This window comes from Gordonia amicalis (assembly GCF_022059885.1).
Classification (GTDB): Bacteria; Actinomycetota; Actinomycetes; order Mycobacteriales; family Mycobacteriaceae; genus Gordonia; species Gordonia amicalis.
Map to the genome: position 1 here is coordinate 2,738,362 of NZ_CP091855.1, position 21,698 is coordinate 2,760,059.

Consider the following 21,698-nt stretch of genomic DNA (forward strand, 5'->3'; position numbering starts at 1 on the left):
GATGCTCAGCCGACCTCGAACGTCCGCGATGTACCGCTGATCTGCCGGATGCGCCCACCCCCGTCACGGCTGTTGCCGTTGTACTTGATCCGGTACGTTCCCGATGTCCCGGCGGGCGGTCGCCACGTGATCGTGATGCGCGAGGTGTCGGTGCTGCCGGCCGGACGTGCCCAGCGGAACTCGGTGGACCAGTCGTTGTCGTCGGCAACCGTCTTCCAGGTCCCGCCGTCGCGCCGCTGGACCTCCAGATACGTTCCGCCATGGCGGAAGTCGTTGTTGGGATGGGCGCCGACGAAGTCGACGGTCACGGTCTGCTCCGGACGGTGGGACCCGCCGGGCTGCTTCAGCACGTCGCCGTAGGCGTGACCGGCGATGGGCCGGTCGGCGGGCACCGGCGGGACCAGATCCGGCTGTAGGCCGGACTTGTCGACCGGCGCCGGACCGCGATCGAGACCCCTACCCGATGCCATGGCACCGGCGAGCTTCGCGAACTCCTGCATGTACGCCGGCAGTGTGTAACGGCCGTACTGGGTTTCGCCGCCCTCGTACTGCTGGAGGTCGTATTCCTCCGGGGTGGTGACGTACTGGGTGTAGGCGTTCGCGTAACCCTGGACGAGCACGTTGTCGATGTCGACGCGCAGTTCATCGGCGACGACCCGCCGCAGCCGGAGTCCGGCGACGACGGTCACCTCGGCCGGGACCGCGACGAGCACGAGCTCGCCGATCCGCATGATCTGCAGCGGGACCACGGACGGAATCCAGCCCGACGGCGGCATGAGTCCGAGCGGGAAGAGAATCAGCTTGGGCGCCTGCATGTCCCGCACCCACGGGGCGATCGGCGGTGTCTTGTCACCGCCGAGCGCGGTGACGAGAGGGTTGGTCATGCCCTCGACGAGGAGGGGGAGCGGCTGCTCGTAGTTGTCCTCGCTGCTGGTCGCCGCGGCGGCTGCACCCATCATCGCCGGCGTCGTCGACGCCGGTTTCCCGTCGGGTGTGAAGGTTCCGGACACCCGCACCGCGGACATGTCGACATAGCGGGTGACCGAGTCGACGCCGCCGCGCGTCATCGGACGGCTGGCGTCGAAGGCGCGTCGCCCGGCGATGTACTGGCGCTCACCGATCAGTTCGCAGTTGCGCTTGTTGTCCGTGGTCGGCCCACTCGGCGTGAACCACTTGAGGGAGAGGTTCGGCGTCATGTCACCCGAGTTCGTCTGTGGGAAAGCCGCGACGAAGCCCGGTCGGGTGCGCTCCCACAGGTAGCTGGCGTACCCCTTGTTGTCGCCGGCGATCAGCACGTTGTGGTCGGCCAGCGAGGTGCCATGGGTCGAGAACCAGGTGATGGCCCCGACGTCCTTGCCGCTGGTGTGCCGCAGGCGCAGGACGGTGACCTGCGGATCGATCGCATTGGGGAACAGCTTCTTCTCCGACGACGGGTTGGCGTCGAAGGCGACCTTGGACCGGTTCGCGCTGGCGTTGTGTAGTTCCTCGCGGCCGATGGTGATCGTACCGGGGGCCAGGTTCTCGTGCGCCCGCACGATGGCGGCGAACATACCGTTGACCTCGGCGTCGTAGGAGTTCTTCTTGAAGCCGAAGGCGGCGAGCGAATACGCGTGGTCCCAGGCGGTTCCGCCGCAGGAGGCGTGAGAATGCTGCGCGTTGAGGTTGACGTTCGCCTCGGTGTAGATCGAGCCGAAACGCTTGCTCAGCTTCTCCATCAGCCCCATGTGGTGCGACTGGAAAAGGCAGGCGATGTCGGCGGTCAGGAAGACCACGCGCTTGCCGGTCGCCTGGTCGACGATGATGTAGGCACGCGCCCAGCATCGTTGGAGAAGTCCGGCCGCGACCTGCTCGGGGTTGGAGTAGCCCATCATGCCCTGTCCGGCGACGGCACCCGTGACGTCGCCGATGCCGCAGCCGACGAGGTAGTCCGTCGAATCGGCCGGAGCCGCCGACGCCTTACCGGCCCGGCCCGTGTTCAGCGCCAGGCCGGCGCCCGCGGCGGTCACCGCCGCACCGGCGATCAGTTGTCTCCGTGTCACGTTCACGTAGTGGGTCCCTTTCCGGCGTTCTCTGGGGCGTCGACGATGTGAGTCGACAGGTTGGTGACCGTGGCGTCGGCGATGAGGTCGCAGACGGTGCGGTCGCGGATGTTGAGGTACGACAGGGTGATTCCGTCGGTGGCGGCGAGGATGAGCGGTGCCAGTTCGGTGGTGGGCCGGTCCCAGCCGGTGCCGGTGACCGTGGCGACGCCGTCGAGTGCTCCGGCGATCGCCTCGTAATACCGGAGGTACATCTGTGCGCCGAGGTCGCTCAGACCGTCGGTCTGCCTGGCGTACTGGTTGAGCGAGATCATCGCCTGCTCACGGTCGGGGTCGGCCTGCACTCCGTCGATGTAGGCAGAGAGCGCGGTCTGGAGAATCGCCAGCACGCCGGCCCGTCCCGGCAAGATGTCCTGGGTGCCCTCGCCGAGCGCCGCACCCACGGCGCTGAGCTCCTTCTCGGTTCCGTGCTCGACGAGTGCGGCGAGGAGTTCGTCACGGGTGGCGAACACGTAATGGAAGGTCGACAGCGTGACGCCGGCCTCCGCGCAGATCGCTCGCGTGGTCGCGCCGTCGACCCCGCGTCGGGCGATCACCCGAAATGCGGACTCCAGCAGTAGTTCTCGCCGTTCCTCGACAGGCATCCTCATGGTCGTGGCACCGTCACCGCAGTTGGGTCATCTGAGGTCATCGAGGATCTCGCGTGCCGCACGACGGCCCGAGCGCACCGCGCCGTCCATGTAACCGGTCCAGTGGTCCGAGGTCTCCGTCCCGGCCCAGTGGATGGGGCCGACGGGCTCGCGGAGTGCGGGGCCGTATCTGGTTAGTGTCCCCGGTCGGCTGACGGCGACCGGGCCGCCGCGCGACCACGGTTCGAGGTCCCACTTGAACACACCGTGGTCGATGAAATCCCGTGCCTCGGGACCGAAGTACTCGACGAAGTTGGCGATGCACTCCCTGACCAGCGTGGATTCGGGTGCGTGGTCGAGGCGTCGCATCGCGTCGGCCGAGATGAAGCCCATCAGGATGTGCTGGTTGTCGGCGTAGCTCTCGAAGGTGACATCGATGGGGCGTCCGGACCCGTAGACCTGCCCGGACAGACCTTTGTCCCGCCAGCACGGTCGACGGTAGATCGCCGCGAACTTGCTGACCGCACCCATCCGGTAGCCGCGGTGGATCCCGATGCGTGCGGCGGGAAGCCCTGGGCGGTAGTCGATCTGGCCGGCGATGGCGGGGGACATGGCGACGATGACACGGCGGGCGCGGTGGGTTCCGGCGTCGCCGGTGACGGTCGCGATGCCGTCGGAATACGAGATCGACCGGACGGGCGCGTGGTAGACCACGTTCGCGGCGAGCTCGCGGGCCATCCGCAGCGGGATGAGTGCGGCGCCCCCTTCGAAGAGCCGCTCCTGCGCCCCGCCGTCGGTGCTCAGGAGTCGGACGAGGGTCCCGGGATTCTGTTCGTCACCGGATGCCGCGATGTAGTTGAGGTAGTAGAGCGCGGACACCTCGTCGGGCCGGACGGACAGTGGCGCCGACATCGCGATCTGCACCAGGTCGCGCGCCGTCTGGGTGTCGGCGATCTGGTGGGTGTACTGCCCCCACGTGATCGAGTCCAGGTAGGCGGCGTTCGGGTGTTTCCACGGTTCGCCGACGGGGAATCCGGCCAGTGCATCGGCCTGCGCCCGGGCCAGGGCGGCACCCGCCTGTCCGAGGTCGGCGACGGCCGGTACCGGCAGGGCGGCGGGTACGCGCGTCGTGCCGGTGCGGCTGACGAAGATGCTGTCGCCGGCGTTGTAGGTGCGCAGGGTTCGGACGTCGTACTCGCGCGCCAGTCCGGCGATGTGACCCTGTGTCGGACCGATGAATTCGGCCCCGGCGTCGAGCGTGGCACCCAGCCTGGGCGAGGCGATGTTGTGCACGCGGCCGCCCGCGCGTTCCCGGGCTTCCAGCACGGTGACCGAGGCTCCCGCGGCTTTGAGAGCCTTCGCAGCAGCGAGTCCGGACAGTCCTGCTCCGACGACGATGACGTCGACGATCCCCGACGGTGCCGCCGATGCCCGTCCGGAACCGACGAGCGAAGCCCCCGCCACCGCGCCGGTCACCGCCAGCGTTCCGCCGAGGAAGTTCCGGCGTGAGAGGTGTGTGCTCATGTGATCCCCCGATCTCCTGGTGGCGCGAGAGTATCGACCACATGTTCAGGTCAGATGACCTGAAGTATCGAGAGAGTAACAGGGAAGTGTGAGGTGCGACACCCCGCTACACACGTAGAATCGCCACTTCCGGCACAGCGCTGCTTGGGAGTAGCGCCGGTGTGCCCGAAGTGGCGATGAAGCGGAGACTTATCTGCGCGCGCGATCATCACGGCGCGCACTCGGGCGCGGCCGCGGAATCAGGGACCGGAAATCAGTCCTTGTTGCCGGGGATTCCGACCATGAATCCGACCCCGATGATGATGCACGAGATCAGCGCGACGACGAACATGACCCAATAGGCTGGCATGTGCCTCACGGTACTGCGGGAGATGTTCGTCCGCAGCTACTCCGGGATCATTGAGGTCCAAGTACCCGCAGGTCGTGGGCACAAGGTTGCGAGGAGGATCGAGGCGAGGGTGGCTTCGGCGTCGGAGGCGTTGCGCAGGTCGATGACTTGGCGCAGGTGCAGGCGTGGCTGATCGCCGGACGCCGGGTCGGGTCCGTGGATTTCGGTGCGCACCTGTTCAAGGTGCTCGGCGAAGCGTCGGGGTATGTCGGGTCGCCGGTTGATGCGTTCGGGATTCGGAGGCGCGCCGGGTTCGGCGTTGAGCCGCCAGGCGCAACGGCCCGCGTCGGGGCCCTCGCGGACCATGCGGGTGGTGTATTGGCCGGGTTGCCCTCCGACCATCCGATTGTGTTTCGGACACGCGGGTGCGAGGTCGGTGATGTCGGTGAGTCCGCCGAGGCCCCAATCGAGTTGGGCGTGATGCATTTCCACGTGTGCTGCGGATAGGTCGCAGTCGGGTGTGGAGCAGACCTCGCCGTCGGGTCGGGCGAAGGACACCAGTCGTTGTTCGCGGGTGGCCAGGCGTTTGCCGCGTCCGAAGTACAGCGGTATCGCGGTGGCGTCTTTGAACACGGCCAGCCAGTGTTGGGCGTCGGCGGCGAGGTCGATGAGGTCGGGGATGGGGATCAAAGTGCCGGTGGCGGTGGTGGCGAACCCGGCTTCGCGGATCAGATCGTTGAGGTCGGCTTTGACGATCACCTGTATCGGCAACCCGCGGTGACTCTTGCCGAGCAGGCCGTCCTCGAGCACAGCCTTCAGCAAGGCGTTGAACGCGTCGTGGTTGCGCTGCGCATCGCTGCGATCATCACGTGCGGCCGCGGCTTCGACCATCTCGGGGTCGGCATTCTCGATCGACCCGTGCGGTGATTCGGGGTCGTCGGGGTTGTTCATGCCGGGTTTGGCCCAGACCGCGAGCAGCATGGTGATCCGCGCGAGGAGTTCGGGTGTGAGGTCGGCGGACATCTTGGCGGTGCCGTCGGCGCGTTGCCGGTTGACCGACAGTTTGCGACGGCGTTTGCGGTCGGTGTCGTCGGCGAGTGTTCCGTCGGGGTCGAGGTGGGCCAACAGGCGTGCGCCGAGGTTGGTGATGTCGGCGGGGGTGTGGTCGACGGCGATTTCGGTCATCTGTCGTTCGGCGGCGATCTTCACGTCGTGGTCGACGGCGTGCGGGATCTGGTCGAGCACGTCGATGACCGCACGCACATGGGCGGGGCCGACATGTCCGTCGGCGAAGGCGTCGGCCAGGGTGGGGTGCTGGGGTGGGAGTGGTTCGCCGGTAGGGCTGGGAAAGGTTGCGGTGGCCGACATCTGGTCGCGGCGCCGCATGGGTTCGGCGATCCGGAGGCGGTGGGTCATGAACTGGATGACGCTGCGGTGCCCGGTCTTACGGGGTAGGTCACGTTCGGTGGCTTCGACGACCTGACGGTCCCCGGCGAAACTCAGTCGCGCGACGGCACGTTCGGTCTCCGCGGCGACCTCCACGAGTTCGGAATCGGTGCACGAGGCCAGATCGACAGTCTGGATCCCATCAATGAGGGCGTGCAGACTGCGAACGAGTTCGGTGGCCCGCGACGGCGGCACGTCTGAAGTGATGATGGCTTCACTGCTGGACATGCTGCACACCCCCGTCCGCCCTGCGAATGTATGTTCGACAGTACGCGCTATCGCGTTGCCGTGCAATGAAAACCGATCATCAGTTATCCGTCGCGAATTGTCGGTACGGCGTGCTAGGACGCGCGGGACTTCGGTGCATGATGACCGCAGATCACTCTGTCGTTCGGGCGGTGGGGTGTTCTGAATCACTCTGGGCCAAAGGGTCCCTCACGGTGGGACGTGTCAGTAGCGTCCGAAACGTCCTGGCCAGCCCACTTCTCAGGCGGATCTCTCATGACTCTCGAGCTCTCGACGCCTCCGGGTGTCGTCGGTGCCGTGCCCGCGGCACCAGCGACCGCGGCGACGCCGGTGCGGTCCACGTCGCGCTCGCGCCGACTCCCGCTCCTGCGTACCAATTCGATTCGTGTCCTGCGCCAGTCCATCGGCCTGATCCTCGTGGTCGGTGTCTGGCAGCTCGGAGCACGAGACTGGTTGGGTGCCACCACGCCTGCGCCGACCGAGGTGGTCACCGCCGGTTGGGAACTCGTTCGCACCGGTGAACTGTGGACCCACCTCGCCGCCTCCGGGCGTCGAGTGGCCATCGGCCTGGCCATCGGTATCGTCATCGGTGCCGTCCTGGGTGCCGCCGCCGGACTGTTCAAGGTCGCCGAGGATGTGGTCAACGCGCCCGTCCAGGTACTGCGCATGATGCCGGCTGTCGCACTGGTGCCGGTGTTCATCATCTGGTTCGGGATCGGCGACGAGTTCAAGATCGCACTCATCATCGTGGCGCCGATCTTCCCGATCTATCTCAATGTCGTCGCCGGCATCCGTGGGGTCGACCAGAAACTGATCGAGGCCGCGGAGTCGTTGGAACTGACACGGTTCGAGCTGATCCGATACGTCGTCCTTCCCGGTGCACTGCCGCAGATCTTCGTCGGCCTCCGCCAGGCGCTGGGTATCGGCTGGCTGGTGCTCGTCGTCGCGGAGATGCAGACGACGCCCGTCGGTCTCGGCTTCCTGATGAACGACGCGAAGGAATACCTCCGCACCGACCAGATCTTCCTGGTGCTGGTCATCTACGCGATCCTCGGTCTGCTGACCGACATCGCCGTGCGTGTGCTCGAACGCCGGTTCCTGTCCTGGCGCAACGGATTCGAAGGTCGGTGACAGATGGTCATCGGTAACGAGAACAGGGTTGTGGTCGCCGGAGCAGGCCGCGAGTTCGACGGGCGGACGGTCCTGGCCGACGTCGATCTGACCATCGAACCGGGAGAGTTCGTCGCCCTCCTCGGGGCGAGTGGCTCGGGCAAGAGCACGCTGTTGCGGGGGATCGGTGGCCTCGACCGTGGATTCACCGGCATCATCGAGGCCCCGGCCGCCAAGGCCATCGTGTTCCAGGAACACCGGCTCATGCCGTGGTTGTCCGTATGGCGCAATGTCGCTCTCGGCCTACGCGGCGGCAACACGCGGGACCGTGCAAGACGCGCGCTCGAGGAGGTCGGTCTCGCCTCGAAGTCCGACGCGTGGCCCTCGACCCTGTCGGGTGGCGAGGCGCAGCGGACGGCACTGGCCCGCGGCCTCGTCCGCGAGCCCGAACTGCTGTTGCTCGACGAACCGTTCGGTGCACTGGACGCACTGACCAGGATCAACGCCCAGAAGCTCGTCGCGCGACTGTGGGAAACACATCGCCCGGCAACTCTTCTCGTCACCCACGACGTGGAAGAGGCGTTGCTGCTCGCCGATCGCGCCCTGATCCTGCGGGGCGGCCACATCGACGAGGAGATCGTCGTCGACCTTCCCCGTCCTCGCCGGGTGACCGATCCCGAGTTCGTCGCCCTACGTTCGCGTCTGCTCGCCGGACTCGGTGTCGGCGACGGCGAACCCATCCGAACGACCACCACTGATCAGGAGTACACACATGTCTGAGCAACTGACGCTGTCCACCGATGTGCTCGTGATCGGCGGCGGGCCGGCGGCCACCTGGGCGGCCATCCATGCCCGCGACGCGGGTGCGGAGGTCATCATCGTCGACAAGGGATACTGCGGTACCTCGGGCACGACGGCGCCCGCCGGAACCGGTGTCTGGTACGTGGCTCCCGATCCTGACGAGCGCGCCAAGGCCAAGGCGAGCCGCGAGACGCTGGGCGGAAACCTCGCCGACCACGCGTGGATGGACCGGGTGCTCGACCAGACCTACGCCAATATGCACCGGCTGGGCACCGAGGGCCGGTATCCGTTCCCGGTCGACGACCGAACCGGCGAACCCATCCGTACCGGCGTCCAGGGCCCCGAGTACATGCGACGGATGCGGGCCTGGGTCCAGCGCCGCGGTGTGCAGATCCTGGACCATTCGCCGGTTCTCGAACTCCTCACCGACGCGTCCGGCGCGGTGGGCGGCGCGGTGGGCTACCAGCGCCAGGCCGATCGCGACTTCCGCGTCACGGCAGGGGCGGTCGTCCTCGCCACCGGTGGCTGCGCGTTCTTGTCCACAGCGCTGGGCACCAACGTCGACACCGGTGACGGTGCACTCATGGCAGCCGAGGTCGGGGCGTCGTTCTCCGGCATGGAGTTCGCGAACGCCTACGCCATCGTCCCCAAAGGCTCGACGGTAACGAAGACCGCGTACTACGGGTACGCGACCTTCTTCCACGCCGACGGACGCATCGTCGAGGGCGCGGGGTCGATGAAGGGGAGGTCGATGATCGCCCGGACGTTGCTGAACGAACCCGTCTTCGCCCAACTCGACCGTGCCGACGAGACGGTCGCAGCGAAGATGCGGAAGGGGCAACCCAACTTCTTCCTGCAGTTCGATCGCCGTGGAATCGACCCGTTCACACAGCGTTTCGAGGTCGACCTGCTCGCCGAGGGAACCGTGCGGGGAACCGGCGGCATCGACGTCGTCGACGACGACTGCTGGACGGGAGTACCCGGCCTGTACGCGGCCGGCGACGCGGCGACCCGCGAGCGCATCTGTGGCGGCTTCACCGGTGGTGGCAGCCACAATTCGGCGTGGGCGATGTCCTCCGGCAGCTTCGCCGGTGCGGCGGCCGCCCGAGCGTCCCGCAGCGCGGGCGGCGCGGTGCCGATCGACCGGCTCCGCGGCGCGGGGACCGTCGGGTTGTCGCTCACCCACGGCTCGCTCAGCGCCGACGAGGTCGTGGCAGCGGCGCAGGCCGAGCTGACTCCGTTCGACAAGAACTACATTCGCACCGGTGATCGGATGGCCGCTGCTCTGCGGGGGCTCGATTCCCTGTGGGACGGCGTCGCCGACAGCTCCTATGGAGCGCCGACGCCGGCAGGTCGCATCCGGACGAGAGAGGCCGCCGCGATCACCGCCGTCGGACGCTGGATCTATCGATCGGCGCTGGCGCGCACCGAATCCCGCGGGATGAGCAAGCGCGACGACATCCCGGGTCTCGATCCCGCCCAGCAGGCACATGTGCGTACCGGTGGACTCGACGAGGTGTGGGTCTCCGGCCCTCGCCCGACCGGCCACGTCGGAACCGGGACTCTCGCGAGGATTCCGGCATGATCGAACTCGTCGTCGCGTCCGCCTGCATCGCCTGCGACAAGTGCGTGAACGTCTGCCCGACGAACGTCTTCGACACGGGCACAGACGGTATCCCGGTGATCTCGCGACAGTCGGACTGCCAGACGTGTTTCATGTGCGAGGCGTACTGCCCGACCGACGCGCTCTATGTCAGTCCTCAATCGACGCCGATCGGTTCCGATGACACGGTCCGCGAGGAACTGATCGGCAGTTACCGCGAGAAGCTGGGCTGGGGGAAGGGGCGTCAGCCGGGAAGCCGAACGGCCGTCGGACCGCCCATTCCGCACGGGGATCCGCCGCCACGGCTCGTCGAGCGAATCCTCGACGAACCCTCTCCCTCCATCGGCTGAACACACCTCAGTCGAAATCACCTGAACCGCAACCGGTTCACCGAACCCGCGCGCTCTCGTCATGCCTTTGCCGGGATCGCGCCACGAACAGAGAACTCACCCATGAACATCGACCGCCGTCATCCGATCCGCCGATTCACGCGCACGGTCGCCGTCCTTGCGGCCGCATCTGCGGTCATGGCCGTCGCCGCATGCGGATCCGACGACACGTCCTCGGCCCAGCGCGACGTCATCGACACCCTCCGTATCGGTGTCATCGGTTCCAGCAACGTCATCGCCGGCCCGGTCGGGTTCGCACACAGCCGCGGCGAACTCCTCGAGGCGTTCGCGCCTCTCGGGGTCAGCAAGGTGGAGGTGTTCAGTTTCCCGAACGGTCCCGATCTGAACCAGGCCCTCGTCGGGGGGCGACTCGACGTGGCCAACTACGGCGACACGCCCGCGTTGGTGGCCCGCGGATCCGGCCTGCAGACGCGACTGGTCGCGGTTCAGCAGTTCAACAACGACGCCGGCGTCGTCGCGAAGGACCCGTCCATCAAGACACTCTCGGACCTCGCGGGCAAGAACATCGGAGTCCCGAAGGGGTCCTACATCGACCGGTACCTGCAGGGAGCCCTGGCCGAGGAGGGGATCTCGGCGAACCTGATCCATCTGTACCCGGCAGATCAAGAGGCGCCACTCAACTCGGGCGAGATCGATGCAGCGGCCCTCCCGGGCGTCATCCCGTCGGTCGCCCTGCAGACGTTCGAAGGGAAGGGGTTCCACCTCGTCGACTCCGTCTACCGGGACCGTCCGAATCTCGCCGGGACCAGTGTGACCGTCAGCAGCGAGGAGTTCCTCACCAAGAACCCAGAGTTCGCGCCCATCTGGCAGAAGCTGCACGCCTCCGCGGTCGACTACGCCAAGGACCACTGGGACGAGTATCTGCAGTTCGAACTCGGCAACTCCAAGGCTCCCGAGGCGGCGGTCCGTGCCGCAGCGAATCCCGACGGGTACTCCGAAGAACCGTTCCCCGCGGATGCCGTCGAACTGCTCACCGGCACCAAGGCGTTCCTCGTCGAGCAGGGCAGCATCAAGTCCGACTTCGACCTCGAGAGCTGGTTCCAGCGGTCGCCGATCGACAAGAACCCCTGATCGGAGGTGCCTCCGTACTCATGCGGCTCCCGCGGCCGGTCAAGGGTCCCGGCCGCCTAGATCCCGGTGCCCAGTAGTCGCTCACCGGGGTGGGCGGCTTCCCACGCGGCGATCGCGGCGTCCCACTGGTCGCCGTCGAGGGTGGTGACCGACGCGGGGAAGAGGGCGTCCTCCTCCTTCGCGATGTGCCGGTGCAGGGCGAAGACCTCGCGTCGGAATCGGTCCCGGTCTTCCGGGATTGACAGGTCCATCGAGTCCAGGAAGGTGCCGAGTTCGCGATGCTCGGTGACGAGCGGGTCGATGTATTCGGCGAAGAGGTCGTGTTCGGAGTCGAGCAGCTGGGAGAACAGGCCGTCTTCTTCGCCACGCCAGTGCGACCGGAGTTCGACTGTCAGCCTTCCGGCGAGGTCACGTGCACGATCCACGTCACCCGCATCGAGTGCGCGGACCGCATCGCCGCCGAGGTTCACGGCCCGCTCGTGTTCGGCGGTGTAATCCCGCAGGAGCGGCATGTCCCGGCAACCGCAGTATTGGCACACTCTCTCACCTCTCTGTCCACTCACCCCGCCGTCCCTCGACGGTCCGCTCGTTCGGTCCGGTTGCGGGAATGTGAGCCCTCCACCCACATCCCACGGTACGAGGAATGATGGGTTGTCGCGTGTCTCTCGCCGGTCGGCGGTGGTCGGGAACGACGAGTACGCGAGACGTCGGCACACCCTCCCCACCCGCACCAGAAACCCGCTGGCCACCGACCCGTATCCTGGACGGGTAAATTCCCGCACCGACCAGGAGAGATCATGCTCGCCCGAATTGACCTGCGCGGTAGCACGCCGACGCTCGCCGAATTGCGTCGCGCGCTGCCCCGCGGGGGTACCGACGTCAATGCCGTACTCGACACGGTGACGCCGGTTGTGCATGCGGTGGCCGAGACCGGCACGCCCGCGGCGCTGGAATTCGGGGAGAAGTTCGACGGTGTGCGGCCCGCCTCGGTGCGGGTCCCCGCCCAGGTCATCGCCGATGCCCTCGCCGGTCTCGACCCCCAGGTCGCCGACGCGCTCCGCGAATCCATCACCCGTGCGCGCAAGGTGCACTCCGACCAGCGGCGCGAGACCACCCACACCCAGGTCGTCGACGGCGGTGTCGTCAGCGAGAAGTGGATTCCGGTGCGTCGCGTGGGGCTCTACGTTCCCGGCGGCAACGCGGTCTATCCGTCTTCGGTGATCATGAACGTCGTCCCCGCGCAGGAGGCCGGCGTCGGCTCGTTGGTCGTCGCGTCGCCTCCGCAGAAGGACTTCGGTGGCTGGCCACACCCGACCATCCTCGCCGCCTGCGCGCTTCTCGGCGTCGACGAGGTGTGGGCGGTCGGCGGTGCACAGGGCGTCGCGCTGCTCGCCTACGGAGGAACCGATACCGATGCCGCCGACGAGCCGGGCGCCGTCCTCGACCCGGTCGACCTGATCACCGGCCCGGGCAACATCTACGTCACCGCCGCCAAGCGGTTGTGCCGCAGCGTGGTCGGCATCGACTCGGAGGCCGGACCCACCGAGATCGCGATCCTCGCCGACGACTCGGCCGACGCGGGCATCCTCGCCTCCGACCTCATCAGCCAGGCCGAACACGACGTCCTCGCCGCCTCGGTGCTCGTCACCGACAGCACCGAGCTCGCCGATGCCGTCGACGTCGCACTCGACCAGCAGGTCGCCGCGACCAAGCACCGCGAGCGCGTCACGACCGCGTTGTCGGGGGAGCAGTCCGGCATCGTCCTCGTCGACGACCTCGAAGCCGGTCTCGCCGTCGTCGACGCCTACGCCGCCGAACACCTCGAGATCCAGACCCGCGACGCCGCCGCGATCGCCGACCGCGTGCACAACGCGGGTGCGATCTTCGTCGGCCCGTATGCGCCGGTCAGTCTTGGCGACTACTGCGCGGGCTCCAATCACGTTCTGCCGACCTCGGGTTCGGCGCGCTTCGCGTCGGGCCTGTCGGTGCAAACCTTCCTCAAGGGTGTCCACGTCATCGACTACGACGAGGCCGCACTGCGTGAGGTCGCCGACAAGGTCGTCACCCTGGCCGACGCCGAGGACCTGCCCGGTCACGGCGACGCGGTCAAGCAGCGCTTCGCGGGGAGCGTGCGCTCGTGACGGCATCGGAGGCGCCTGTCACGAACCTCACGGGAAGCGACGTCCCGGGCTCGGGGATCACCGTCGACGACCTGCCGCTGCGCGAGAACCTGCGCGGTAAGTCCGCCTATGGCGCACCGCAACTCAAGGTGCCGGTGATCCTCAACACCAACGAGAACCCGCACCCGCCGTCGCAGGCCCTGATCGACGACGTCGCCGCCTCGGCCCGTGACGCCGCGGCGGAATTGCACCGCTACCCCGACCGCGACGCGATCGCCCTGCGGACCGACCTCGCCGCCTACCTGACCCGAGCCACCGGAGTGCAGCTCGGTGCCGAAAACCTCTGGGCCGCAAACGGTTCCAACGAGATTCTGCAGCAACTGCTGCAGGCGTTCGGCGGTCCCGGGCGTCGTGCGCTCGGCTTCGTGCCGTCGTACTCGATGCACCCGATCATCTCCGACGGCACCGACACCGCCTGGCTCGTCGCCGCGCGCTCACCCGACTTCGGTCTCGACATGGACTACGCGGTCGCCGAGGTCACCAACCGCGAACCCGACGTGGTCTTCGTGACCTCGCCCAACAACCCGACCGGTGGCTCGATCCCGCTCGCCGATCTGCGGCGCATCGTCGAGGCCGCACCCGGCATCGTGATCGTCGACGAGGCGTATGCCGAGTTCTCGTCCGCACCGAGCGCGACCGAGCTGATCGACGAGTTCCCGACCAAGGTCGTCGTCAGCCGCACCATGTCCAAGGCCTTTGCCTTCGCCGGCGGACGCCTCGGCTACCTGGCCGCCGCCCCGGCCGTCGTCGACGCCATCCAGCTCGTCCGCCTGCCTTACCACCTGTCGGTGCTCACGCAGGCCGCAGCGCGGGCCGCACTGCGGCACAGCGACGACACCCTCGCCGGTGTCGCCGCGATCATCGCCGAACGCGAACGCGTGGTGACCGCGCTCACCGGTTTCGGCTACCGCGTCGTCGACTCGGACTCGAACTTCGTCCTGTTCGGCGGCTTCCGGGATGCTCCGGCGTCGTGGCAGCGTTACCTCGATGCCGGTGTCCTCATCCGGGACGTCGGGATCACCGGCCACCTGCGGGTGACCATCGGACTCCCGCACGAGAACGACGCCTTCCTCGACGTCAGCCGCACGCTCGCAACAACAGATCTGGAGAACTCTCAGTGAGCATCCCCGCGCCTCGCATCGCGAAGGTCGAACGGACCACCAAGGAATCCTCGATCTCGGTCGAACTGAACCTCGACGGAACCGGGATCACCGACATCTCCACGGGCATCGCGTTCTACGACCACATGCTGACGGCGTTCGGTCAGCACGGCAGCTTCGACCTCACGGTCAAGGCCGAGGGCGATATCGAGGTCGAGGGACACCACACCATCGAGGACACCGCCATCGTGCTCGGCCAGGCGCTCGGTCAGGCCCTCGGCGACAAGCGGGGCATCCGTCGCTTCGGCGACGCCTGGATCCCCATGGACGAGACCCTCGCGCAGGCCGTCGTCGACGTCTCCGGTCGCCCGTACTGCGTGCACACCGGGGAACCGGAACACCTGCTCACCGCGGTGATCGGCGGCTATCCAGGTGTTCCGTACTCGACGATCATCAACCGGCACGTCTTCGAGTCCATCGCCCTCAACGCCCGCATCGCCCTGCATGTGCGGGTGCTCTACGGCCGCGACCAGCACCACATCACCGAGGCTGAGTTCAAGGCCGTCGCGCGCGCACTGCGCACCGCCACCGAATACGACGCCCGCGTCAGCGGCGTCCCGTCGACGAAGGGAGCCCTGTGAGCGAAACCGACGTCACGATCCTCGACTACGGTTCGGGCAACCTGCGCTCGGCGCAGCGGGCACTCGAACGTACCGGCGCCCAGGTGACGGTGACCTCCGATTTCAACACCGCGCTGGAGGCGACCGGCCTGGTCGTCCCCGGTGTGGGCGCGTTCGCCGCGTGCATGGAAGGCCTGCGTGCGGTGAAGGGCGACCGGATCATCGGTCGCCGTCTCGCCGGCGGACGCCCGGTTCTGGGCATCTGTGTCGGCATGCAGATCCTCTTCGAACGTGGTGTGGAGTTCGGGGTCGAGGCCGACGGCTGCGGTGAGTGGCCCGGCAGCGTCACCCAGCTGCCCGCGCCGGTCCTGCCGCACATGGGCTGGAACACCGTGGAGGCCCCGGAGGGGTCGGTGCTGTTCGCCGGACTCGACGCCGACACCCGCTTCTACTTCGTGCACTCGTATGCCGCACAGAGCTGGGAGATGGACAACGTCGGTTCGCCGCTCGCGGCCCCGAAGCTGACCTGGGCCGAACACGGCGGACGTTTCCTGGCCGCCGTCGAGAACGGACCGCTCTCGGCCACGCAGTTCCATCCGGAGAAGTCCGGCGATGCCGGAGCCCAACTCCTGGAGAACTGGGTGAAGGGTCTCTCATGACCGGCGGCACGCCGGCCGGCGATGCAGGCGGTGGGGCCGGCGGGAACTCTGCCGACACCCCGTCGGCGGGCGGCGGTTTCTCGATCGCCAAGCTCGCGTTCTACGCTCTCGGCGCCGGTGTGCTGGTTCTGGCGGTGTCCATCCCGATCATCGTCCTGCTGGCGAACTGGTCGCCGGTCGCCGGTCTGATCGCCGCGCTGGCGGCGGTGGTCGCGATGATCGCGGCGATCGGTACGGTGGCAAACCGCATGGTCAACCGCGCGCGGGCCGATTTGATCGCAGCCCGTGACGACCACCCGCCGGCCTGACCCCTCTCCCACGACAGCCAGGACACAACAGTCCGACCCGAGAACAGACAGGAAAACTCCACCCATGGGTAGCACCCTCGAACTCCTTCCCGCCGTCGACGTCGCCGACGGGCAGGCGGTCCGCCTGGTCCAGGGCGCGGCCGGCACCGAGACCTCCTACGGCTCGCCGCGCGACGCGGCGCTGGCGTGGCAGAACGACGGTGCGGAGTGGATTCACCTCGTCGATCTCGATGCCGCGTTCGGCCGTGGTGACAACCGTGAGCTCCTCGCGGGTGTGGTCGGCGAACTCGACGTGAAGGTGGAACTGTCGGGCGGCATCCGCGACGACGAGTCGCTCGCCGCGGCGCTGGCCACCGGTTGTACCCGCGTCAACCTCGGTACCGCGGCCCTCGAGAACCCGGAATGGTGCGCCCGCGCGATCGCCGACCACGGAGACCGCATCGCCGTCGGCCTCGACGTCATCCGCGACGGCCAGTCCTACCGGCTGCGCGGCCGCGGCTGGGTCACCGACGGCGGCGACCTGTGGGAGGTCCTCGAGCGCCTCAACCGCGACGGTTGCTCGCGCTACGTCGTGACCGACGTGTCCAAGGACGGCACCCTCAAGGGCCCGAACCTCGAACTGCTCGCCGAGGTCGCCGCGGCCACCGACGCACCGATCGTCGCCTCCGGCGGGGTCTCGGCGGTCGACGATCTGATCGCGATCGCCGGTCTCGTCGACCAGGGCGTCGAGGGCGCGATCGTCGGCAAGGCGCTCTACGCCGGCCGCTTCACCCTGCCCGAGGCGCTCACGGCCGTCGCCGGGGTCTGATGAGCGCAGCCCAGAGTTCGCTCGACCTCCCGCGGTTGCTCGACACCGCGGGATCGGTCCTCGACGCCGCCGTGGAGACCTTCGTCGAAGGGCTGGGGGCGCCGAGCGCCGTGCACAAGGGCGGGACGGACTTCGCCACCCAGGTGGACCTCGACCTGGAACGGCAGATCTCCGCCGAACTCGAGGACCGGACGCAGATCCCCGTCCACGGGGAGGAGTTCGGCGGTGCCGACCCGATCGACGGCCCGGTGTGGGTGCTCGACCCGGTCGACGGGACCTTCAACTACTCGGCGGGCATGCCGCTGACCGGCATCCTGCTCGGTCTCGTCGTCGACGGTGAGGCGACGCTGGGTCTGACGTGGCTGCCGCTCCTGGACCGGAAGTACGCCGCCCACGCGGACGGACCACTGATGGTCAACGGTGCGGCCGTGGAATCACTGCCCGATCCGGCGCTCGACGAGTCGGCGATCGCCTTCGGGCCGTTCAACGCGGCCGGGCGCGGTCGCTATGCGGGAGCCAAGCGGGCCGACCTGCTGCGCGCGCTGAGCTCACGTGTCGCACGGATCCGGATGACCGGCAGCACCGGCGTGGACATGGCGTTCACCGCTTCGGGCGTGTTCGGCGGAGCTGTTGCCTTCGGACGTCATCCCTGGGACAACGCGGCGGGCGCCGCACTGGTCCGCGCCGCGGGTGGCGTGGCCACCGACCTGGCGGGGGAGCGCTGGACGGTCGCGTCCCCGTCGCTGGTGGCCGGCGCACCCACGGTGCACGCAGGGCTGATGGCGGTGATCGACGAAACGGTCGAGGACTGGTCGGCGTGACCCCGCAGAACCGAGACGTGGCAGCCACCGATGAGGCAGCCACCGATGAGAGAGGTGCGAGAGCATCCCATGGAAGCACCACAGGTCAACGAGCTGAAGGAGTCACGACGATGACGCTGGCGACCCGGGTCATCCCGTGCCTCGACGTCGACGACGGTCGAGTGGTCAAGGGCGTCAACTTCGAGAACCTGCGTGACGCCGGGGATCCGGTCGAACTGGCCGAACGCTACGACCGCGAGGGTGCCGACGAACTGACCTTCCTCGACGTCACCGCGTCGAGCTCGGGACGTTCGACGATGATCGACGTCGTCAAGCGGACCGCCGACCAGGTGTTCATCCCGCTCACCGTCGGTGGCGGCATCCGCACCGTCGAGGACGTCGACACGATGCTGCGCGCGGGCGCCGACAAGGTCAGCGTCAACACCGCCGCGATCGCACGTCCCGAGGTCCTCGCCGAGATGAGCCGGCGGTTCGGTTCGCAGTGCATCGTCCTGTCGGTCGACGCGCGGACCGTGCCGGAGGGTTCCGAGCCGACGCCGTCCGGCTGGGAGGTCACCACGCACGGTGGCCGCAAGGGCACCGGTATCGACGCGATCGAGTGGGCCCGGCGCGGTCAGGAACTCGGGGTCGGCGAGATCCTGCTGAACTCGATGGACGCCGACGGCACCAAGCAGGGTTTCGACCTGCGCATGCTGAAGGCGGTGCGCGAGGCCGTGCAGGTCCCGGTCATCGCCAGCGGCGGTGCCGGCCGTGTCGAGGACTTCGCCCCCGCGGTCGAGGCCGGTGCGGACGCGGTGCTGGCCGCCTCGGTGTTCCACTTCGGTGAACTCACCATCCACGACGTGAAGGCGGCCATGCGGGACGCCGGGATCACCGTCCGATGACACAGGCAGGAGAACGCTGATGGCACTCGATCCGGAGCTCGCCGCACGTCTCAAGCGCAACGCCGACGGGTTGTTCAGTGCGGTCGCCCAGGAACGCTCGACGGGTGACGTACTGATGGTCGCGTGGATGGACGACGCCGCCCTCGAGCGCACCCTCGCGACGCGCACGGCGACCTACTATTCGCGCTCGCGCCAGGAGTACTGGGTCAAGGGCGAGACCAGCGGCCACACCCAGTACGTGCACGACGCACGCCTCGACTGCGACGGCGACACGGTGCTGCTCGTCGTCGACCAGGTCGGCGCGGCCTGCCACACCGGCAACCACAGCTGTTTCGACACCGACTCGCTGCCTTTCGGAACAGAAGCCCGTCCGGTCGATTCCGCACAGTAGATTTCCATCGTGATCACACCCGAAAGGCGGTGACGCTGCATGCCCCTCATCCAGATCTCGCAGACCCCCGGACTCTCCGACCGCGTCAAGCGCGAGACCATCGCGGCGGTGACCGAGGCGTACGCCAAGGCAACCGGCAAGAACCCGGATTCCGTCTGGGTGACGATCACCGAGGTACCGCGCACCCAGTGGGGCGTCGGCGGCGAGCCCCTCGGATGAGCGGCGTGAACTCGGCGGCCGTGGCGCATACGACGTCCCTCACCGAATTCCTCGACCTCGCCCGCGACCATCGCGTGGTGCCGGTGACCCGTAAAGTGCTCGCCGATTCCGAGACACCGCTGTCGGCGTACGGCAAGCTGGCCGGCGACCGTCCCGGCACCTTCCTGCTGGAATCGGCGGAGAACGGCCGCTCCTGGTCGCGCTGGTCCTTCATCGGGGCCGGAGCGCCATCGGCGCTGACCGTCGTCGACGGTCAGGCGCACTGGTGGGGATCGGTGCCGGTGGGCGCGCCCGAAGGTGGAGACGCGCTCGAGGTGCTGGCCGAGTCGCTGCGCGTCCTGCGGACCGACCCGTTTCCGGGTATGCCGCCGCTGACCGGTGGCTTCGTCGGGTTCATGGCCTATGACATGGTCCGGCGTCTCGAACGCCTCCCGGAGACCACCGTCGACGACCTCGGCCTGCCGGACATGATGATGGTGCTGGCCACCGACCTCGCCGCCGTCGACCATCACGAGGGCACGATCACTCTGATCGCCAACGCGGTGAACTGGGACGGCTCCGACGAACGCGTCGAGGAGGCCTACGCCGACGCCGTGGCGCGGCTGGACCGGATGACCGAGGCGCTCGCCGCACCGGCGTCCTCGACCGTCTCGACCTTCGACCGGCCCAAGCCGGACTTCACCGCGCAGCGCTCCCTGGAGGAGTACAGCGAGATCGTCACGAGCCTCGTCGGCGAGATCGAGGCGGGCGAGGCCTTCCAGGTCGTCCCCTCGATGCGGTTCGAGATGGACACCGACGCCGATCCGCTGGACGTCTACCGCGTGCTCCGCGCGTCCAACCCCAGCCCGTACATGTACCTGCTGCGGATGCCGGGGACCGAGGCGAACAGCGACACCGCTGCTCCCGATGCGATCGCACGTAAGCCGTTCACGATCGTCGGCAGCAGCCCGGAGGCGCTGGTCACCGTGTCCGACCGGGTCGCGACCACGCACCCCATCGCGGGAACGCGCTGGCGGGGCGCCACCGAGGAAGAGGACCAGCTGCTCGGCAAGGGCCTTCTGGAGGACGAGAAGGAGAACGCCGAACACCTCATGCTCGTCGACCTCGGCCGCAACGATCTCGGTCGCGTGTGCGTCCCGGGCACGGTGAAGGTCAGCGACTACCGCCACATCGAGCGGTACAGCCACGTCATGCACCTGGTGTCGACGGTCTCGGGAACCCTCCGAACGGACAAGCACGCGCTCGACGCGGTCACCGCCTGCTTCCCGGCGGGAACCCTCACCGGAGCGCCCAAGGTGCGCGCGATGGAACTGATCGACGAACACGAGAAGACACGACGCGGCCTGTACGGCGGCATCGTCGGCTACCTCGACTTCGCCGGCAACGCCGACACCGCCATCGCCATCCGCACCGCGCTTCTCGCACGCGGGCACGCCTACGTGCAGGCCGGTGGCGGCGTGGTCGCCGACAGCGAACCCGAATACGAGTACAACGAGGCACGCAACAAGGCCACCGCGGTGCTCAATGCCGTGGCCGCCGCGTCGACGATGAGCAGGGTCGGGGAGACACCTGGAGGGGAGACGTCGTGACCTCAGCCGAGCAGCCGGCCGGTGGCGCCGCGCCGAAGTCCCGGCCGAAGTCGTCGCGCCGTCCGCAGATCATCGCCGCGATCCTGATGGCGGCCACCGCCGCCGCGTTCTGGGGTGCGAGCCGGCTGACGTGGGCGACGGTCTCGGCCGAGGACGGCCTCTCACCCCAGCGCGCGTTCGACGTCAAGGGATCGGACTGGAGCCCCTGGCTGACGCCGCTCGCCCTGGTCTATCTCGCCGGTATCGCCGCGGTGCTGTCCGTGCGGGGCTGGGGCCTGCGCCTCGTCGCTCTGCTGGTCGCCGCCGGCGGTGTGCTGGCCGCGTTCCCGGCGATCTCACTCATCACCGGCGGCACCGACTCCGAGTACGCCGCCGACGCGGGCGACATCCCGGACCGGTACATCGTGCTCTACACCGACACCAAGTGGCCGCCTGCCGCGCTGGTGCTGCTCGGCACGGTGTGCGCGGTCGTCGCCGCCGTGGTGCTGCTCCGGGTGGCCAAGGGTGCGAGGATGTCGTCCAAGTACAAGACTCCCGCCGCCCGGCGGGAGGAGCTCGAGACCGAGATCTTCGCCGATTACGAGCGAAGGAAGAAGGCGGCCGCGGCGGACGCCACGACCGGGGACACCCCGGCCACGGGCGAGGTCGAGACGGGCGGGAAGGACGGCCGGCCCGGCGACGATCCCGACGCGAACGAGCGCATGATGTGGGACGCACTCGACACCGGGATCGACCCGACAGAGTCGTCCGATCCGGACGAGCGCTGACCCTCCGGGCGAGCAATGACCCGAACCGGAGTTCTCCGGGAGACGCACCCGACAGGCCGGAGATATGCGTACTGAGACATGCGTAACAGTCGAGGACCGTTGCGGGTTTGTGGAGATTCGGCCAACCCGACGACAGGCCGCCGAG

22 protein-coding genes are annotated in these 21,698 nt (G+C 68.2%); 17 read left to right on the forward strand and 5 right to left on the reverse strand.

The window, feature by feature from the left end; all coding sequences use genetic code 11:
* Window positions 1–5: 5 nt before the first annotated feature.
* The 4 genes from IHQ52_RS12620 to IHQ52_RS12635 form a co-directional block, all read right to left on the reverse strand.
* On the reverse strand, window positions 6–2,045 hold the full coding sequence (locus tag IHQ52_RS12620) for a neutral/alkaline ceramidase (RefSeq protein WP_159406218.1): 2,040 nt from the start codon (window positions 2,043–2,045) through the stop codon (window positions 6–8).
* A complete protein-coding gene (locus tag IHQ52_RS12625) occupies window positions 2,042–2,683 on the reverse strand; it encodes a TetR/AcrR family transcriptional regulator (protein ID WP_024498980.1) in 642 nt (213 codons plus the stop codon). The genes IHQ52_RS12620 and IHQ52_RS12625 overlap by 4 nt, the downstream gene beginning before the upstream one ends.
* Window positions 2,684–2,716: 33 nt before the next feature.
* Window positions 2,717–4,192, reverse strand: a complete 1,476-nt coding sequence (locus IHQ52_RS12630; RefSeq protein ID WP_024498979.1) for a flavin monoamine oxidase family protein — start codon at window positions 4,190–4,192, stop codon at window positions 2,717–2,719.
* A gap of 385 nt (window positions 4,193–4,577) precedes the next feature.
* Entirely contained in the window at window positions 4,578–6,194 is a 1,617-nt protein-coding gene (locus IHQ52_RS12635; protein WP_191834911.1) for a DUF222 domain-containing protein, read from the reverse strand.
* A gap of 273 nt (window positions 6,195–6,467) precedes the next feature.
* Between IHQ52_RS12635 and IHQ52_RS12640 the strand changes: the two genes are divergently transcribed.
* From IHQ52_RS12640 to IHQ52_RS12660, 5 genes are all read left to right on the forward strand, one after another.
* The gene (locus IHQ52_RS12640) at window positions 6,468–7,343 is read left to right on the forward strand and encodes an ABC transporter permease (protein WP_024498843.1); all 876 of its coding nucleotides are present in this window, start codon (window positions 6,468–6,470) and stop codon (window positions 7,341–7,343) included.
* Between the two features lie 3 nt (window positions 7,344–7,346).
* A complete protein-coding gene (locus IHQ52_RS12645) occupies window positions 7,347–8,102 on the forward strand; it encodes an ABC transporter ATP-binding protein (RefSeq protein ID WP_024498844.1) in 756 nt (251 codons plus the stop codon).
* Window positions 8,095–9,708 (forward strand): FAD-dependent oxidoreductase, encoded by a 1,614-nt coding sequence (locus IHQ52_RS12650; RefSeq protein ID WP_024498845.1) that lies wholly within the window; start codon window positions 8,095–8,097, stop codon window positions 9,706–9,708. The genes IHQ52_RS12645 and IHQ52_RS12650 overlap by 8 nt, the downstream gene beginning before the upstream one ends.
* Complete coding sequence (locus IHQ52_RS12655) at window positions 9,705–10,076, forward strand: 4Fe-4S dicluster domain-containing protein (RefSeq protein ID WP_024498846.1); 372 nt, start codon at window positions 9,705–9,707, stop codon at window positions 10,074–10,076. Before IHQ52_RS12650 ends, IHQ52_RS12655 begins: the two co-directional genes overlap by 4 nt.
* Before the next feature lie 102 nt (window positions 10,077–10,178).
* Complete coding sequence (locus tag IHQ52_RS12660) at window positions 10,179–11,207, forward strand: ABC transporter substrate-binding protein (protein ID WP_024498847.1); 1,029 nt, start codon at window positions 10,179–10,181, stop codon at window positions 11,205–11,207.
* Window positions 11,208–11,263: 56 nt separating this feature from the next.
* Here IHQ52_RS12660 and IHQ52_RS12665 read toward each other — a convergent pair whose 3' ends face one another.
* Window positions 11,264–11,719 (reverse strand): hemerythrin domain-containing protein, encoded by a 456-nt coding sequence (locus IHQ52_RS12665; RefSeq protein WP_035760451.1) that lies wholly within the window; start codon window positions 11,717–11,719, stop codon window positions 11,264–11,266.
* Between the two features lie 285 nt (window positions 11,720–12,004).
* Between IHQ52_RS12665 and hisD the strand changes: the two genes are divergently transcribed.
* From hisD to IHQ52_RS12725, 12 genes are all read left to right on the forward strand, one after another.
* Window positions 12,005–13,348: a histidinol dehydrogenase gene (gene hisD / locus IHQ52_RS12670; protein ID WP_024498849.1), complete on the forward strand. Its 1,344-nt coding sequence runs from the start codon at window positions 12,005–12,007 to the stop codon at window positions 13,346–13,348.
* Window positions 13,345–14,508, forward strand: coding sequence for a histidinol-phosphate transaminase (locus IHQ52_RS12675; protein WP_024498850.1), 1,164 nt, complete (start codon window positions 13,345–13,347; stop codon window positions 14,506–14,508). Before hisD ends, IHQ52_RS12675 begins: the two co-directional genes overlap by 4 nt.
* Window positions 14,505–15,128: an imidazoleglycerol-phosphate dehydratase HisB gene (hisB, locus tag IHQ52_RS12680; protein ID WP_005196188.1), complete on the forward strand. Its 624-nt coding sequence runs from the start codon at window positions 14,505–14,507 to the stop codon at window positions 15,126–15,128. Before IHQ52_RS12675 ends, hisB begins: the two co-directional genes overlap by 4 nt.
* Window positions 15,125–15,766: an imidazole glycerol phosphate synthase subunit HisH gene (gene hisH, locus IHQ52_RS12685; protein WP_024498851.1), complete on the forward strand. Its 642-nt coding sequence runs from the start codon at window positions 15,125–15,127 to the stop codon at window positions 15,764–15,766. Before hisB ends, hisH begins: the two co-directional genes overlap by 4 nt.
* A complete protein-coding gene (locus tag IHQ52_RS12690; RefSeq protein WP_024498852.1) occupies window positions 15,763–16,074 on the forward strand; it encodes a hypothetical protein in 312 nt (103 codons plus the stop codon). The genes hisH and IHQ52_RS12690 overlap by 4 nt, the downstream gene beginning before the upstream one ends.
* Before the next feature lie 64 nt (window positions 16,075–16,138).
* Window positions 16,139–16,882 (forward strand): bifunctional 1-(5-phosphoribosyl)-5-((5-phosphoribosylamino)methylideneamino)imidazole-4-carboxamide isomerase/phosphoribosylanthranilate isomerase PriA, encoded by a 744-nt coding sequence (gene priA / locus IHQ52_RS12695; protein ID WP_024498853.1) that lies wholly within the window; start codon window positions 16,139–16,141, stop codon window positions 16,880–16,882.
* Entirely contained in the window at window positions 16,882–17,703 is an 822-nt protein-coding gene (locus IHQ52_RS12700) for an inositol monophosphatase family protein (protein ID WP_024498854.1), read from the forward strand. Before priA ends, IHQ52_RS12700 begins: the two co-directional genes overlap by 1 nt.
* Before the next feature lie 110 nt (window positions 17,704–17,813).
* Window positions 17,814–18,587 (forward strand): imidazole glycerol phosphate synthase subunit HisF, encoded by a 774-nt coding sequence (gene hisF / locus IHQ52_RS12705; RefSeq protein ID WP_024498855.1) that lies wholly within the window; start codon window positions 17,814–17,816, stop codon window positions 18,585–18,587.
* A 19-nt stretch (window positions 18,588–18,606) separates the two neighbouring features.
* Window positions 18,607–18,978, forward strand: a complete 372-nt coding sequence (gene hisI, locus IHQ52_RS12710) for a phosphoribosyl-AMP cyclohydrolase (RefSeq protein ID WP_024498856.1) — start codon at window positions 18,607–18,609, stop codon at window positions 18,976–18,978.
* A 39-nt stretch (window positions 18,979–19,017) separates the two neighbouring features.
* Window positions 19,018–19,197 carry a tautomerase family protein gene (locus IHQ52_RS12715; protein ID WP_005196179.1) on the forward strand — a complete coding sequence of 60 codons (180 nt, stop codon included), beginning with the start codon at window positions 19,018–19,020 and terminating at the stop codon, window positions 19,195–19,197.
* Window positions 19,194–20,786, forward strand: coding sequence for an anthranilate synthase component I (locus tag IHQ52_RS12720; protein ID WP_024498857.1), 1,593 nt, complete (start codon window positions 19,194–19,196; stop codon window positions 20,784–20,786). Before IHQ52_RS12715 ends, IHQ52_RS12720 begins: the two co-directional genes overlap by 4 nt.
* Window positions 20,783–21,553 carry a TIGR02234 family membrane protein gene (locus tag IHQ52_RS12725; RefSeq protein WP_024498858.1) on the forward strand — a complete coding sequence of 257 codons (771 nt, stop codon included), beginning with the start codon at window positions 20,783–20,785 and terminating at the stop codon, window positions 21,551–21,553. Before IHQ52_RS12720 ends, IHQ52_RS12725 begins: the two co-directional genes overlap by 4 nt.
* Window positions 21,554–21,698: the final 145 nt, after the last annotated feature.

What these genes read in the sequence shown, in the direction of transcription:
- IHQ52_RS12625 (WP_024498980.1), bottom strand. Translation starts at nt 2,683, where the DNA reads ATGCCTGTCGAGGAACGGCGAGAACTACTGCTGGAGTCCGCATTTCGG.
- IHQ52_RS12630 (WP_024498979.1), bottom strand. Translation starts at nt 4,192, where the DNA reads ATGAGCACACACCTCTCACGCCGGAACTTCCTCGGCGGAACGCTGGCG.
- IHQ52_RS12635 (WP_191834911.1), bottom strand. Translation starts at nt 6,194, where the DNA reads ATGTCCAGCAGTGAAGCCATCATCACTTCAGACGTGCCGCCGTCGCGG.
- IHQ52_RS12640 (WP_024498843.1), top strand. Translation starts at nt 6,468, where the DNA reads ATGACTCTCGAGCTCTCGACGCCTCCGGGTGTCGTCGGTGCCGTGCCC.
- IHQ52_RS12645 (WP_024498844.1), top strand. Translation starts at nt 7,347, where the DNA reads ATGGTCATCGGTAACGAGAACAGGGTTGTGGTCGCCGGAGCAGGCCGC.
- IHQ52_RS12650 (WP_024498845.1), top strand. Translation starts at nt 8,095, where the DNA reads ATGTCTGAGCAACTGACGCTGTCCACCGATGTGCTCGTGATCGGCGGC.
- IHQ52_RS12655 (WP_024498846.1), top strand. Translation starts at nt 9,705, where the DNA reads ATGATCGAACTCGTCGTCGCGTCCGCCTGCATCGCCTGCGACAAGTGC.
- IHQ52_RS12660 (WP_024498847.1), top strand. Translation starts at nt 10,179, where the DNA reads ATGAACATCGACCGCCGTCATCCGATCCGCCGATTCACGCGCACGGTC.
- IHQ52_RS12665 (WP_035760451.1), bottom strand. Translation starts at nt 11,719, where the DNA reads ATGCCGCTCCTGCGGGATTACACCGCCGAACACGAGCGGGCCGTGAAC.
- hisD (WP_024498849.1), top strand. Translation starts at nt 12,005, where the DNA reads ATGCTCGCCCGAATTGACCTGCGCGGTAGCACGCCGACGCTCGCCGAA.
- IHQ52_RS12690 (WP_024498852.1), top strand. Translation starts at nt 15,763, where the DNA reads ATGACCGGCGGCACGCCGGCCGGCGATGCAGGCGGTGGGGCCGGCGGG.
- priA (WP_024498853.1), top strand. Translation starts at nt 16,139, where the DNA reads ATGGGTAGCACCCTCGAACTCCTTCCCGCCGTCGACGTCGCCGACGGG.
- IHQ52_RS12700 (WP_024498854.1), top strand. Translation starts at nt 16,882, where the DNA reads ATGAGCGCAGCCCAGAGTTCGCTCGACCTCCCGCGGTTGCTCGACACC.
- hisF (WP_024498855.1), top strand. Translation starts at nt 17,814, where the DNA reads ATGACGCTGGCGACCCGGGTCATCCCGTGCCTCGACGTCGACGACGGT.
- hisI (WP_024498856.1), top strand. Translation starts at nt 18,607, where the DNA reads ATGGCACTCGATCCGGAGCTCGCCGCACGTCTCAAGCGCAACGCCGAC.
- IHQ52_RS12715 (WP_005196179.1), top strand. Translation starts at nt 19,018, where the DNA reads ATGCCCCTCATCCAGATCTCGCAGACCCCCGGACTCTCCGACCGCGTC.
- IHQ52_RS12720 (WP_024498857.1), top strand. Translation starts at nt 19,194, where the DNA reads ATGAGCGGCGTGAACTCGGCGGCCGTGGCGCATACGACGTCCCTCACC.